This window comes from Bradyrhizobium sp. (assembly GCF_019242285.1).
GTDB lineage: Bacteria > Pseudomonadota > Alphaproteobacteria > Rhizobiales > Xanthobacteraceae > Bradyrhizobium.
Genome location: NZ_JAFAVV010000185.1, coordinates 1 through 15236, shown reverse-complemented (window position 1 = coordinate 15236; position 15236 = coordinate 1). Strand labels below are relative to the sequence as shown.

Annotated in this window: 9 protein-coding genes; 6 read left to right on the top strand and 3 right to left on the bottom strand. The window is 66.7% G+C overall.

Annotated elements, in window-relative coordinates:
- Positions 1-831 precede the first annotated feature (831 nt).
- Both JOY90_RS07020 and pdeM read left to right on the top strand, forming a co-directional pair.
- Positions 832-3543, top strand: a complete 2712-nt coding sequence (locus tag JOY90_RS07020; RefSeq protein ID WP_291690423.1) for a ligase-associated DNA damage response DEXH box helicase — start codon at positions 832-834, stop codon at positions 3541-3543.
- 6 nt (positions 3544-3549) lie between these two features.
- Positions 3550-4257 (top strand): ligase-associated DNA damage response endonuclease PdeM, encoded by a 708-nt coding sequence (pdeM, locus tag JOY90_RS07015; protein WP_291690422.1) that lies wholly within the window; start codon positions 3550-3552, stop codon positions 4255-4257.
- Here the strand turns inward: pdeM and JOY90_RS07010 are convergent.
- From JOY90_RS07010 to JOY90_RS07000, 3 genes are all read right to left on the bottom strand, one after another.
- A complete protein-coding gene (locus JOY90_RS07010; RefSeq protein ID WP_367276888.1) occupies positions 4251-4958 on the bottom strand; it encodes a hypothetical protein in 708 nt (235 codons plus the stop codon). The two genes, pdeM and JOY90_RS07010, sit on opposite strands and share 7 nt — an antisense overlap.
- 260 nt (positions 4959-5218) lie before the next feature.
- On the bottom strand, positions 5219-8461 hold the full coding sequence (locus JOY90_RS07005) for a hypothetical protein (RefSeq protein ID WP_291690420.1): 3243 nt from the start codon (positions 8459-8461) through the stop codon (positions 5219-5221).
- 197 nt (positions 8462-8658) lie between these two features.
- Positions 8659-9249, bottom strand: a complete 591-nt coding sequence (locus JOY90_RS07000; RefSeq protein WP_291690419.1) for a PadR family transcriptional regulator — start codon at positions 9247-9249, stop codon at positions 8659-8661.
- Between the two features lie 84 nt (positions 9250-9333).
- Between JOY90_RS07000 and JOY90_RS06995 the strand changes: the two genes are divergently transcribed.
- From JOY90_RS06995 to JOY90_RS06980, 4 genes are all read left to right on the top strand, one after another.
- On the top strand, positions 9334-9762 hold the full coding sequence (locus JOY90_RS06995) for a nuclear transport factor 2 family protein (protein ID WP_291690418.1): 429 nt from the start codon (positions 9334-9336) through the stop codon (positions 9760-9762).
- Positions 9763-9868: 106 nt separating this feature from the next.
- Positions 9869-11659, top strand: a complete 1791-nt coding sequence (locus tag JOY90_RS06990; RefSeq protein WP_291690417.1) for an acyl-CoA dehydrogenase C-terminal domain-containing protein — start codon at positions 9869-9871, stop codon at positions 11657-11659.
- 68 nt (positions 11660-11727) lie between these two features.
- Positions 11728-12936 carry an acetyl-CoA C-acetyltransferase gene (locus tag JOY90_RS06985; protein WP_291690416.1) on the top strand — a complete coding sequence of 403 codons (1209 nt, stop codon included), beginning with the start codon at positions 11728-11730 and terminating at the stop codon, positions 12934-12936.
- Between the two features lie 227 nt (positions 12937-13163).
- On the top strand, positions 13164-15236 hold a 2073-nt coding region (locus JOY90_RS06980; protein WP_291690415.1), incomplete at its 3' end, for a 3-hydroxyacyl-CoA dehydrogenase NAD-binding domain-containing protein.

Here is a 15236-nt window from a genome sequence, read left to right as displayed (position 1 = left end):
CGTCGTGTGAATACTAAATCGCCCGTATGGAAGTGGTTGATCCGTCGTATACTTGGTGGGCAGGAGAACACCGTCTTTTCCCATCGTCATTCCGCCGACTTTGGGTCGTGCGTCTCGATCAAGGAATACTATTATGGAGCCGTCTGAAGAGGTTTCAAATCGCAGAAAGCGGTAAGTAGTGGCGCTTTGCTGAATTAGGACGCGAGCGGTTGACATGACCAAGCAGCTCTAGGTCAGAGAGTGTTGTCGAGGGGACCATCCAAATAAAGTTCCGCGATTCCCTCAACCTGTCTAGTCTTCCGCGTAAAGATATTTCTCTTTCCAATTATCCGAAACTGCGTGTATAGTCCCCTCCGTCCCGCCTCCGCATGAGGGGCGCTTCGCGATCGTCACGGACGTAGGCGGCGGGATGCGGTGGACGCTTTGGCTTCAGGCGCGCGCAAGTGCGCTGGACGAATGGCCCAAGGCGGACGGCGAAGGCGTGTGGTCCTGATCCCGCGACGCTGGGATCAAGTCTCGCAGGACCGATGGCGAGGCGAGGGTGGCAAGAGAGCCCGTTCACCCGGGAGAGCACGTGATAAGCGTTAACACCATCGCGCAGGGGATGCCGGTGATTTCGGCTGAGCCTGTGGTTCCTGCCCCGTGCTACCTTGCTGCACGGGGGCCATGGGTGAGGCTGTGTCACCCGGCATTCCCTGCGCCCTCATCTTCGAGGGCGGTCCTTCGCCACAAATCCGGGTGCGATTCGCGCCGCGGCGATGCGAGCGGCTGCCTGCATTTCCCCTTTTTCTTGGCTGTCCGAACGCTTAGCTTTTGCCCGTGCCGTCCCAGATGTCGTTCGCCTTCTCCGCCGACCAGGCTGCGCTGCTGCCCGACCGTTTCGAGAAATGGTTCGCGGGCCGCGGCTGGTCGCCGCGCGCGCATCAGTTGGCGCTGCTGCGGAAGGCGCGCGAGGACCGCTCGGCGCTGCTGATCGCACCGACCGGCGCGGGCAAGACGCTGGCGGGATTTCTGCCGACGCTGGTGGAGCTTGCCGAGGCCCGTCCGTCTCGGTCTCCTCCCCCTGTGCGGGGGAGGTTGAGGTCCTCGGCCGCGCAGTCGCGCGGCGGAGGGCGGCGGGAGGAGGGTGAGCCACAGACGGCGGAGTTTGTGGCTCACCCTCCTTCCCAACCCTCCCCCGCAAGGGGGGAGGGGGCTACCGAGGTTGTGGCTGACAATCTCGTCTCCACCGGCCGCAGCGTGAAGCGCACCGGGGGCCTGCACACGCTCTACATCTCGCCGCTGAAAGCGCTCGCGGTCGACATCGCACGCAATCTGGAGACGCCGATCGCGGAGATGGGCCTGCCGATCAAGGTCGAGACCCGCACCGGCGACACGCCGGTGTCGCGCCGCCAGCGCCAGCGCCGCTATCCGCCCGACATCCTCTTGACCACGCCCGAGCAGCTCGCGCTGCTGCTCGCCTCCGACGACGCACCCTTTCTGTTCGCTTCGCTGAAGCGCATCGTGCTCGATGAGCTGCATGCGCTGGTGACGTCGAAGCGCGGCGATCTGCTGTCGCTCGGCCTGGCACGGCTGTGGAAGATCGCACCGGAGCTGCGCGCGATCGGGCTGTCGGCGACGGTGGCCGAGCCGGACGAGCTTGCACGCTTCCTGGTGCCGCAACGCGGCGGCCAACGTGAGTCCGCCGATATTGTCACCGCCGGCGGCGCGGCGGCGCCGATCGTGGAGATGCTCGACACGCGTGAGCGGCTGCCCTGGGCCGGGCACACCGCGCGCCACGCGCTCGGCGAGATCTACGAGCTGATCAGGCAGAACAAGACCACGCTGGTGTTCGTCAACACCCGCAGCCAGGCCGAGATGCTGTTCCAGGATCTCTGGCGCATCAACGATGACGGGCTTGCGATCGCGCTGCATCACGGCTCGCTCGATGTCGCGCAGCGCCGCAAGGTCGAGGAGGCGATGGCGGCGGGAAAATTGCGCGGCGTGGTCTGCACCTCCTCGCTCGATCTCGGCGTCGACTGGGGCGACGTCGACCTCGTCATCAACATCGGCGCGCCCAAGGGGGCCTCGCGCCTGATGCAGCGGATCGGCCGCGCCAACCACCGGCTCGACGAGGCCTCGCGCGCCGTGCTGGTGCCGGCGAATCGGTTCGAGGTGCTGGAGTGCAGCGTCGCGATCGACGCGGTCGCGGAGAACGCGCAGGATACGCCGCCGCTCCGCACCGGCGGCCTCGACGTGCTGGCGCAGCACGTGCTCGGCTGCGCCTGCGGCGAGCCGTTCCTGTCGGACGAGCTCTATGCGGAGGTCGTGACGGCGGCGCCCTATGCGAATCTGTCGCGCGAAAATTTCGACGACATCGTCGAGTTCGTCGCGACCGGCGGCTATGCGCTGAAGACCTATGAGCGCTTCGCCCGCATCAAGCAGGACAAGCAGGGCCGCTGGCGCGTCGCCAATCCCAGGGTGCGCCAGAGCTATCGCCTCAATGTCGGCACCATCGTCGAGGAGGCGATGCTGAAGGTGAAGCTGGTGCGCGCGCGCGGCGGCGGAAGCGGCTCGACCGGGGCGATCGCGCGCGGCGGGCGCATGCTCGGCGAGATCGAGGAATATTTCATCGAGGGCCTCGTGGTCGGCGACACTTTTGTCTTTGGCGGCGAGATCGTGCGTTATGAGGCTTTGGTGGAGGACCAGGTCTATGTCTCCCGCGCCAACGACAAGGACGCCAAAGTACCATCCTACATGGGAGGCAAGTTTCCGCTCTCGACCTATCTCGCCGAGCGCGTACGCAACCTGCTCGACGACGGGCGCGCCTGGGGCGCACTGCCCGAGCAGGTGCGCGACTGGCTGTCGCTGCAGCGGGATTTTTCCCGCGTGCCGGGCCGGCGTGAGCTGCTGGTAGAGACCTTTCCGCGCGCCAGCCGCTATTACCTCGTCTGCTATCCCTTCGAGGGCCGGCTCGCGCACCAGACGCTCGGCATGCTGTTGACGCGGCGGCTGGAGCGCGCCCGCGCCCGGCCGCTCGGCTTCGTCGCCAACGAATATGCGCTGGCGATCTGGGGGATCGGCGACCTGTCGTTCATGATCCGTCACGGCATGCTCGATCTCGACGCGCTGTTCGAGGCCGACATGCTCGGCGACGACCTCGAGGCGTGGCTCGCGGAATCCGCGTTGATGAAGCGCACGTTCCGCAATTGCGCGCTGATCTCCGGCCTGATCCCGCGGCGCTTCACCGACGAGGAGAAGTCGCGCCGCCAGGTCCTGTTCTCGACCGATCTCGTCTACGATGTGCTGCGCAGGCACCAGGCCGATCACGTGCTGTTGCGCGCCGCGCGCGCCGACGCCGCCACGGGCCTGCTCGACCTGCGCCGTCTCTCCGACATGTTGTCGCGCATCCACGGCAGAATCATTCATCGGGAACTGGACCATGTCTCGCCGCTCGCCGTGCCGGTGATGCTGGAAATCGGCCGCGAATCTGTTTATGGCGAAGCTTCCGACGAGTTGCTGGCGGAAGCCGCCGACGCGCTCGTCAAGGAAGCCATGGGGTAGGACGTGATGGCGCGCGCGCAACCTTCGAAAGTTGTCCCAACGGTGCGCGCTTCGACAGTCGCCGTTGCCGGCATCGATCTGCTCGCCGATGTCTCCGGTGCGTTGTTCTGGGAGGAGGCGCGGCTGCTCGTCGTCTCCGACCTGCACCTCGAGAAGGGCTCGAGCTTCGCCGTGCGCGGCGTGCTGCTGCCGCCCTACGATACCGCCGCAACGCTGGCCCGCCTCGCCGCGGTGATCGCGCGGCACGATCCACGGATGGTGATCGCGCTGGGCGACAGCTTTCATGATCGGTGCGCCCACGAGCGGCTGTCGGACGGCGATCGCGCGGCGATCACCGCGATGCAGGCCGGACGCGACTGGATCTGGATCGCAGGCAATCACGATCCGGCCCTGCCGCGCGACATCGGCGGCATCGTCGCCAACGAGGTGGCGATCGGGCGGATCGCGTTCCGGCACGAGCCGACCGGCGCGTTCGGCGAGATCGCGGGGCATCTGCATCCGAAGGCGCGGGTCGCGGCGCGCGGCCGTTCGATGGAGCGGCGCTGCTTCGCCGCCGATGCCGAGCGGCTGGTGATGCCGTCGTTCGGCGCCTATACCGGCGGCCTGAGCATCCGCGACGCGGCGTTCGCAAGATTGTTTCCGACCCACGCCTTCATGGCGCATGTGCTCGGCGACATCCGCCTGCACTCGATCGCCGCGGCGCGGTGCTATTGAGCTTCGATCCGGCGAGAGGCGATCGGATCGGTGATGAGGTTCATCGCGACCGCCTCGCGGGTCGGCAGCCAGCGCACGTCGCGCGTCTGCGACATCGCTTCGACCACGCTGGAGGCGACGCCCATCTTCGTCATGTAGCCGAGCAGCATGCCGTCGACGCGCTGGGTCTCGGCGACGGGATCATGCATCGGCTGTGTCGTCACGAAGCGATGCACGCCCAGCATCGAGCCTTCGATGCCGTAGCGCGCCTTGCCGCCGGCATAGGCGAGAACGCAGGCGCTGGCGCAATAGGCCGGGCGGACATGGCCGGAGCTCTCCGCGATGCCGACCGCGGTCACCAGTCCATGGGAGCGGATGATCTCGCCGATGATGATGGCCTGGTCGAGATCGCCGCCGGGAGACGACAGCAGCACCGCGCCACCCGGCGCCAGGTGGGCGTTGTCGAGGGCATCGCGGAACAGGCTCGCGGCGGCGGCGCCGATCCGGCCGGTGACGGCCAGCGCCGGCCGGCCATGGCCCGAGCCGTCGAGATCGAGTTGTGCGACAGGCGAGAGCTTCAGGCTGGGCGAGAAGTATTGGTCCTTCCAGTAGGCCCAGGCCTCCGGTTGCGACATGTCGCGATAGGCGCGGACGACGACGCCGGCCAGGATCAGGGCGAAGATGGCGACCCGCCAGATCAGCCGCCTGTTCACGACAGCCATGCGCGGTGCGGGCCGCGAAGGGCTGGTCGGTGGTGCATGCGTCGTCGTCCAAGGTCCAGTCGATGGGCGCGGGGGCGTCACCCAGGGACCCGTCGGCGAGCTTCGAAAGCGAGGTTGTTCGCCCTGAGGTTCATCGACCGACATCTACATTCTCTGGCACTTCTCTCCACGGGACGTCTGTCTACATGACTTCGCCGCCCACGTACATCGGAGGCGGCGATTGCGCGGGAAAGAAGGCGAGAGGAACGTGCGCGGAAGAATCAGATGCGCGCGGCGGTGCGCTTGATCAGGGCCGGCTTGGCCGCCGGCTTCGCCGCGGCGGCGGCCGTGTCGGCGTCCCAGCCGCCGGCCGGCGTTGCCACCGTCACGGCGTCGTCCGGCTGCGGCTCGGCCGCGAAGGTCTGGATCGCGAGCTTGGCCGCCGCCAGCGACTGCGCGTCCAGCCGCTTGGCAATGTCGTCGCGCTTGCGGCCGGCGTCGGCGTCGCCCTGGGCCGCGGCGAGGCTGAACCATTTGAAGGATTCGGCGAGGTTCTGCTCGACGCCGATGCCGCGGGCATACAGGATGCCGAGATTGTACTGGCTGTCGGCGACGCCGCGCTCGGCCGCCTTGCGGAACCATTCGGAAGCCGCCTTGTAGTCGGCGCCCTTGCCGCCGCCGTCGGCGGCCAGCACTGCGAGGTTGTGCATGGCCTTGGCATTGCCGCGGTCGGCCGCCTGCAGATAATAGCGGCGCGCCTGCTCCAGGTCCTTCTTCACCGCCACGCCCTTCTCGTAGAAGGTGCCGAGCCGGAACACGGCCGGAATGAGGCCTGCCTGCGCAGCGCGGTCGAACCATTTCACGGCTTCATCGAGATTCTGCGGCACGCCCTTGCCCTCGGCGAGACGCACCGCGATCTCGTAGGCCGCGGCCGGATCGCCCTTGAGCGCGGCGACGCGCAGCGCCGCCCCGCCGATCGCGTCCGGCAGCGGTGCGGCCGGCGATTTGCTCAGCGGCAGTGCCGCGGTCGGAATCGAGCCCGTGATGTCGCCGGCGGCTGCCGGCGCGGCGCCATTGAGCGACTGCTTGCCGATCGGCGTCGGCGAGGTCATCGCCGGCGTAACCTGATCCGACGCGGCCGGCTTGTCGGCGGCGCCATTGACCTGCGGCGGCGGTGCGACCGGCGGTTCGCCGGGGATTTCCACGGCCGCCGGTGCCGGCGGAGCGCTGCTGTTGTCCAACAGCGACATCGCCACCTTGAAGGTGCCGAGCACGATCACCACCACGCTCGCGCCGACCAGCAGCGACTTGACCTTGGAGCCGAGCATGGAAGGCTGCTTGCCGTCCGCGCTCGCGGTCTTGTCGGCCGCGTTCGCCTTGGCGCCACGGCCGCTCTTCTCCGGGACCGGCTGGGCAGCGGCGGCCTGCGCGGCGCGGCGCGCGGCGGCGATGAAGCTCGACGACGATACCGCCTCACGCGGCGCGGGAGCGATTTCGCTGATCGCGCTCTCGGAGGCGGCGATTCGCTCCGAGGGCGACGCGGTGCGTCCGATGGGGCGCGTGCCCGGCTCGAGCGGGTGATCCGGTGGCAATTCCGGCGCCATGCCCGGGCGCGCAACGCCCGCGGCATGCGGCTCCAGAATTTCACTGATCGCCCGCGGCGTGGCGACCAGGGGAGCCGGCGCCGCCGGCAGGGGCGGTGGTGCCGGCGGGGTGGCGCCGTGGAAATCGCGCGGCGCCGCGACGAAGGCGGTCTGAGCGGCGGCCGGATTGGGCAATTCGGGCTTCGGCTGTGGTGGCATCGCCGCACGTGGCGCTGCCAAGGCCGGCGGCTCCGCCGGCGCGAGAGGCGCCGGACGCGCGCTGCGCAAGTCGCCCTCGATCATGGCGAGGCGATCGACGACGTGGCCGAGCGCGCTGTGCACCGCTTCAAGCGAGTCCTGGGTATGGCGGCCGGCTTCGGTCTGGCTGAAGCGGATGTCGGACAATTCGCGTTTGACCAGGTCGATCAGGCCGGGGTCCTGCTGAACCGGAGCGGCCGGTGCCTCGCGTTGGCCCTCGGCGAGGCGGTCGAACACCGCGTGCTGCTTCTCGAGATGGCGCAGGATATCCTGCAAGCCGGACTCGACCTTCGAGAGGTTGCCGCCGCGCTGGTCGCTCGAGGCCTCCAACCGCTCCAGGAGATAGGAAACACGTTGCTCGAGATGGGCGAAGGCCGCGGCGCCGTCGCTGCCGACCTGCATGCGGTCGATGCGCTCGGACAGCGCCTTCAGCGCCCCCTCGATCTGCTCGGATTGATCGTTGGCCGCCGGCCGCTCGCGGCTCTCCAGCGCCGAGGTCAGTGCGGCGATGCGCTGCTCCAGGGCGGCGAGGGAATCGCTGCCCTGGCTCGCCCGGGCCAATTGATCGACCTTGGACGACAAGAGGTGCACGTCCTCGGAAAGCCGCGCCAGGGCGTCGTTGGAGGCGACGTTGGAGACGATGCCCCGCAGCGCCGCGATCGCGGTTTCGAGCTGCTGGACCGTGCCGGGGTCGTTGCTGGCGCGCAGGATGGTGTCGAGCTTGGCACCGAGATTGCGGATCGCCTCGTCATAGCCGGCGAGCTGCTCGGCCGGCATCAGCGAGCGCAGCACCTCGCGGATTTCGGCGAGCGCATGTTCGATGTTGGCCAGCGCCTGGGCATCGGTGCCGCTCTGGCGGGTGTCGTCGATGCGGCGCGCCAGCGAGCGGATTTCGCTCTCGAGCGTCTCGATCGCGCGCCGCGGCATCGCCTCGGTGATGGCGAGGCGGATTTCGGCGAGCTCGTTGCGGAACGCCGTGATCGACTGCTCGATGCCGTCGGGACGCTGCAACGCCTCGATCTGGCTCGTGATCTTGAGCAGTTGGCGTTCCAGCGCCGAAAAGTCGGGAGAGGGCGGCGGCGAGGGGGCGAACACCGGAGGGTTGGACGCCATCGCAGGCACGGTCGGCGGCGCGTTGCGCGGCGGCAATGGACGTATCGGCACCGAGGGCGCATCGAGCTCGCTCTGACGGGCGGCGATCTCGGCGACCGCGGAGTCCAGCGAGGCGGGGCTCAGCGGCGGCGAATTGCGGAACACCGGCGGCTGCTGGGCTTGCGAGGCATAGACCTGGCTGGCGGCGCGCTCGACCGCGGATTCGTTCTGGCGCTGCTTCTCCTGGGCCTGCTTGGCGATGTGTCCGCTCGAGATCTGCGACAGCCGCGCGTCGAGCCGGGAGATCGCGTCGTTGAGCTGGCGGGCGACGCCCTGCTCGCGCGAGACGTCGCCGCGCAGCGGGGTGCGCGAGATCTGCTCGATCTGGCGGGTGATGGAATCGAGCCGCTGATGAATGTCGGCGACGTCCGCCTTCGGGGGTACGGCGCTGCGGCCCGTCGTCGGCGCGGCGTCGCCCACGGTCGAATTGAGCCAGTCGTTCAAGGACATGCCGGCGCGGCGCGCGGCGGCTTCTGCCCGCTCACGGACAGTTGGATCGATGCCGTCGACACTCCACGCGCGCGAATTCATGTTCTCGTCCGGTCCCATCCGGCGCCTCGAGCGGCGCCTTCAACTTCCTCGCGCGTCCCGACCGCAGGATGATCGGAATGCACGCAGCGTGTCCTGCCACAGGATCGACTTTTTCCCGTTACGGTAAAGAACGGGTTAAGTTCGGTGCCGCGCGGCTGTAAAGTTTGCGCGTGAGGACTCGGTATCTGACGGGAAATTTATCGGTTGCTCTCGCGCTTGGCGTCGTCGATCGCGCGCACGTTGTCGCGATCGGCGAGCAGGGCGGACAGCGCCTCGATCGCCTCCTCGCACCATTCGGCCACCATGCGCTCGTGGCGCAGCCCGATCCGCAGGCCGAGCAGCTTGCCGATGTGCGCGGGCGCGGCCACGCCGTGCGGGAAGCGCTTGTTGAGCAGGCGCTCATAGCGCTCGTAACGGTCCCGATGGTGCTCCAGCCGCGCCATCAGGTCGGTGCGCAACGGCTCGATGTCGACGCTGTCGAGTGCGTAGAGCCGCACCAGCAGATCGTCCTTGATCGAGGCCGGCACGCTCGGCCGCGCGGCCCAGTGCCGCAGCGCGGCCCGCCCCTCCGGGGTGAGGGTGTAGACCAGCTTGTTCGGCTTGCCCGACTGGACCACCTCGCGGCCCTGGACATGGCCGCGGTCGCGCAGCTTGGAGAGCTCACGGTAGATCTGCTGATGATCGGCCTTCCAGAAGAATCCAATCGAGGCGTCGAACGTCTTGGCGAGTTCGTAGCCCGTCATCGGCCGTTCCGTCAGACAGGCGAGGATCGCATCACCGAGCGCCATCACAGCTCTCCATTCGACTTGACTTTATGCGCATGAGCGCATATGCGTCAATATGCATATCAACGAACAGAGGGAGACGTTCCTTTGAGCCGGCATGGCCTCGACCGATGGTACGCCTTCATGACGTCGCATGACCGTGCGGCGCTCTGGGATCTGTTGCATCCGGATGCCGTGTTCGAAAGTCCCGTGGTGCATACGCCGCAGCGCGGGCGCGACATCACCTTCAAATACCTCTCGAGCGCCGAGAAGGTGCTGGGCGGTCCGGGCTTCGCCTATCGCGGCGAGTGGCGCAACGCGCATGGCGCGGTGCTGGAATTCGAGAGCGAGATCGAGGGGATCAGGATCAACGGCGTCGACATCATCACCTTCGATGCGGACGGGCGGATCACGCATTTCAAGGTGATGGTGCGTCCGTTGAAGGCGGTCAACCTGCTGCACCGGCTGATGGGCGAAGAGCTGACGCGGCAGATGAGCGCCGCCAGCGCCACCCCGTCGCAGCCGCCGCCGCGATAATCGCTTTCCCGAACCGTCGAAATGTTTAAGCTCGCGACCGGGATTCTCCGCGATCGCGCCGTTGCCGCCAGCGTCCTTTTTCCAAATCTGCCTGCCGGAGCAAGCCATGCCCATCTACAAAGCCCCCGTGGAAGACGTCAGCTTCCTGCTCAACGACGTCTTCCAGATCGACCGTTACGATAACCTGCCCGGCTTTTCCGACGCCTCCGCGGACGTGCGCGAGGCGATCCTCGGCGAAGCGGCCAAGCTCTCCGAGGAGGTGCTGCAGCCGTTGAACCGGACCGGCGACCTCGAAGGCTGCAAGCGTGGCGACGATGGCAGCGTTACCACGCCGAAGGGATTCAAGGAGGCGTTCAAGCAGGTCGCCGAGGGCGGCTGGCTCGGGCTCTCGGCGCCGACCGAATATGGCGGGCAGGGCCTGCCGGTCACGCTCTCCCAGGCCGTCAACGAATTCCAGTGCTCGGCCAACATGGCGTTCACGATGTATGGCGGCCTCACCATGGGCGCGACCGCAGCCCTCCTGGTGCACGGCTCGGACGAGCAGAAGCAGACCTATGTGCCGAAGATGGTGGCGGGCGAATGGACCGGCACCATGAACCTCACCGAGCCGCATTGCGGCACCGATCTCGGCCTGTTGCGCACCAAGGCGGTCCGTCAGGCCGACGGCAGCTTCAGGATCACGGGCACCAAGATCTTCATCTCGGCCGGCGAGCACGACTTGGCCGAGAACATCATCCATCTGGTGCTGGCCCGCATCGAAGGCGCGCCGGTCGGCATCAAGGGCGTCTCGCTGTTCGTGGTGCCGAAGGTGCTGGTCAACCCCGACGGCTCGCTGGGCGCGCGCAACGGCGTCAGTTGTGGCTCGATCGAGCACAAGATGGGCATTCACGGCAATTCCACCTGCGTGATGAACTACGACAACGCCACCGGTTGGCTGATCGGTGAGGAGAACAAGGGCATGCAGGGCATGTTCGTGATGATGAACGAGGCCCGGCTCGGCGTCGCCGTGCAGGGGCTCGCGCAGTCGGAGGTCGCCTATCAGAACGCCGCCGCCTATGCCCGCGAGCGGTTGCAGGGCCGCGCGCTGACCGGCGCCAAGGCGGCCGACAAGCCGGCCGATCCGATCATCGTGCATCCCGACGTGCGCCGCACCCTGCTCACCATCCGCGCCTTCAACGAGGCGGCGCGCGCGATGGTGGTGTGGACGGCGCTGAAGAGCGACGTCGCCCACCGCTCCGCCGATCCGAAGGACCGCGAGGCCGCGGACGACCATATGGGCCTGATGACGCCGGTGCTGAAGGGCTTCCTGACCGAGACCGGCTTTGCCAACGCGGTGCAGGCGCAGCAGATGTATGGCGGCCACGGCTACATCGCCGAGCACGGCATGGAGCAGTTCGTCCGCGATTCCCGCATCGCCATGATCTATGAGGGCGCCAACGGCATCCAGGCGCTGGACCTGGTCGGCCGCAAGCTGCCCCGCGACGGCGGCCGCGCGATCATGGCGTTCTTTGCCGAGCTGGGCGCCTTCGCCAGGGAGCATGGCGCCGACGAGGCGATGAAGCCCTATGTCGCGCCGGTGTCGACCGCGCTCGGCCACCTGCAGCAGGCCACCACCTGGCTGATGCAGAACGCGATGATGAAGCCGGACAATGCCGGCGCCGCCGCAACCGACTACCTGCATTTGTTCGGCTTCGTGGCGCTGGGCTACATGTGGGCACGGATGGCGAAAGTGGCGCTCGACAAGATTGCGGCAGGCGAAGCGACCGACTATCTGAAGACGAAGCTCGTCACCGGCCGGTTCTTCATGGAGCGGATGCTGCCGGAGACGGCGCTGCACCTCGCGCGCATCCAGGCCGGCTGCGCCAGCACCATGGAATTGGCGGCGGAGGCGTTCTGAGCGCAAGGTCGTTTCGCCGCTTTCGTCAATCCGCTATGATATGATGATCATCATCCCGGGAGGCTTTCATGCCTGAGGCATTCATCTACGACCACGTCCGCACCCCGCGCGGCCGCGGCAAGTCGGACGGCGCGCTGCACGAGGTGACCGCGCTGGCGCTCGCCACCGTGCCACTGAAGGCGCTGAAGGACCGCAACAACCTGGCCGAGGACACCGTCGACGACGTCGTGCTCGGCGTGGTCGATCCGGTCGGCGAGGCCGGCTCCGACATCGCCCGCTTCGCGGCGCTGAAGGCGGGCCTCGGGCAGGCGGTGCCCGGCGTGCAGATCTCCCGTTTCTGCGCCTCGGGGCTCGATGCGGTGAACTTCGCCGCCGCCCAGATCATGAGCGGCCAGCACGAGCTCGTGATCGGCGGTGGCGCCGAATCCATGAGCCGGGTCGGCATCGGCGCCTCTGGTGGCGCCTGGCCGATGGATCCCTCGATCGCGGTGCCGGCCTATTTCATGCCGCAGGGTGTCTCGGCCGACCTGATCGCGACCAAATACGGTTTTTCGCGCGATGACGTCGATGCCTATGCGGTGCAGAGCCAGCAGCGTGCCGGCAAGGCCTGGGACGAGGGCCGCTTCAAGAAGTCCGTGGTGCCGGTCAAGGACGTCAACGGGCTGACCATCCTGGCCAAGGACGAGCACATGCGGCCGACCACGACGATGCAGTCGCTGGCCGGGCTGAAGCCGTCCTTTGCCGATGTCGCGGCGATGGGCGGGTTCGACGCGGTGGCGGTGCAGTCGCATCCGGAGATCGAGCGGGTCAACTACGTGCATCACGCCGGCAACTCGTCCGGTATCGTCGATGGCGCCGGCGCGGTGCTGCTCGGCAGCAAGGAGGCCGGCAAGAAGCACGGGCTCAAGGCCCGGGCGAAGATCCGCGCCTTCGCCAATATCGGCTCGGAGCCGGCGATGATGCTGACAGGGCCGGTCGACGTCACGGAAAAGCTGTTCGAGCGTTCGGGCATGAAGAAGTCCGACATCGACCTGTTCGAGCTCAACGAGGCCTTCGCCTCGGTGGTGCTGCGCTATATCCAGGCGTTCGAGATCGACAATGACAGGATCAACGTCAATGGCGGCGCGATTGCGCTCGGCCATCCGCTCGGCGCGACAGGGGCGATGATCCTCGGCACCGTGCTCGACGAGCTCGAGCGCACCGACAAGCAGACCGCGCTGGTGACGCTGTGCATCGGCGGCGGCATGGGCACCGCGACGGTCATCGAGCGGATGTGATGCCGAAGATGCCATGGGAACGCCAAAAAAGACTCAATCGACCGTAGCCCGACCCGTCCGCGAGAGGCGCGACGAGCGAAGCGAAAGAGCCAAACAAGGACGTCTGCCTGCCAACGTCATGTTCGGACCAAATAGCGGGCAAAGGCGCGCTAGCGCCTTTGCCCGCCCTGAAACGTGAGACGACCACCGCGCCCCAGGCTCGTGGGTCCGCATCGAGGGAGCAACAGATGGTCTTCAACAGTTTCAAGGTCGAGACCGACAGCGACGGCATTGCGCTCGTCACCTGGGACATTCACGGCCGTTCGATGAACGTACTGGACGAGAGGACGATCGTTGAACTCGAAGCGATTGTGAAGGAGACCTCCACCGACAATGCCGTGAAAGGCGTCGTCATCACATCCGCCAAGGAGGCACTCTCGGCGGGTGCTGACCTGTCGATGCTCGAGGGCATGAGCCGCACCTATGTCCAGGTTCTTAAGGAGAAAGGCGAGGTCGCGGCCACCCAGACGCTGTTCGACCAGAGCCGCCGCTTCTCGCAGGTATTCCGAGCCATCGAGACCTCAGGCAAGCCATGGGTCGCCGCAATCAACGGGCTTGCGCTCGGCGGCGGTTTCGAACTGACGCTGTCCTGTCATTACCGCGTCGCCGCTGACAATCCGAAGACGCGGCTCGGCCTGCCAGAAATCAAGGTTGGCCTGTTTCCGGGCGCCGGCGGCACCCAGCGCGTGCCGCGCATCGTGCCACCGCAGGATGCGATGCAACTGCTCCTGAAGGGCGAGGCGATCGATCTGGCTCGGGCGAAGGCGCTGAAGCTGATCGACGCCATTGTTCCGCCGTCCGATCTCATCAAGGCCGCCAAGGACTGGATCAAGCACGGCGGCCAGGCGATCGCGCCCTGGGATGACAAGAATTTCAAGCTGCCGGGCGGCGCGGTCTTTTCCAAGGCCGGCATGATGATGTTCCCGGCGGGCAATGCCATCTACCGCCGCGAAACCTATGACAACTATCCGGCGGCGCGTGCTGTCATGAGTTGCGTCTACGAAGGCCTGCAGCTGCCGATGGATGCGGCGCTGCGCGTCGAATCCCGCTACTTCGCGCAAGTTTTGCGCTCCAAGGAAGCCGCGGCGATGATCCGCAGCCTGTTTCTGTCGATGCAGGAATTGAACAAGGGCGCGCGGCGGCCGCACAACGTGCCGGCGACCAAAACGAAGAAGCTTGCCATCATCGGCGCCGGCTTCATGGGTGCGAGCGTCGGCTATGTCTCGGCCCGCGCCGGCATCGACGTGGTACTGATCGACCGCGACCAGCAAAGCGCCGACAGGGGCAAGGCGCACGCGAGCTCCGTGCTGGACGATCTGATCAAGAAGGGCCGTGCCAAGGAAAGCGATCGCGAGGCGACGCTCTCGCGCATCGCCGCGACACCCGACTACGCCGCGCTCAAAGATTGCGACCTCGTCATCGAGGCGGTGTTCGAGGACCGCAAGGTCAAGTCCGACACCTATTCCAAGGCGCAGCCGCTTCTGAAAGAAGGCGCAATCTTCGCCTCCAACACCTCGACGCTGCCGATCAATTCGCTGGCAGAAGAATTCAAGGACCAGGGAAGGTTCATCGGCATCCATTTCTTTTCCCCGGTGGAGAAGATGATGCTGGTGGAAATCATCCTCGGCAAGAACACGAGCGATATCGCGCTCGCGACCGCGCTCGACTACGTCCGCCAGATCGGCAAGACGCCCATTGTCGTCAACGACTCCCGCGGCTTCTTCGCCAACCGCTGCGTGCTGCGCTACATCTCGGAAGGCTACGAGATGCTGCTCGAAGGCGTGCCGCCGGCGATGATCGAGAATTGCGCGAAGATGGCGGGCATGCCGGTCGGGCCGTTATCGCTGTCGGACGAGGTCGCGCTCGATCTCGGGCTCAAGATCATGAAGGCAACGGAAGCCGATCTCGGTCCCAGTGCCATCGACCAGGCGCACAAGAAGTTGATGGTCGAGATGGTGGACAAACTGGGCCGCTTCGGCCGCAAAAACGGCAAGGGCTTTTACGACTATCCCGAGAAGGGCAGGGGACAGAAGAGCTTGTGGCCCGGACTGTTTGAACTGCAGCCGAAACATCTCGCTCCCGACACGCTGCATGTCGAGGAATTGAAGCAGCGCTTTCTGGTGGTGCAGGCAGTGGAAGCCGCGCGCACGGTGGAGGATCACGTCATCACCGATCCGCGCGAGGCCGATGTCGGCTCGATCCTCGGCTTCGGCTTTGCGCCGTTCACCGGCGGCACGCTGTCCTATATTGACTTCATGGGT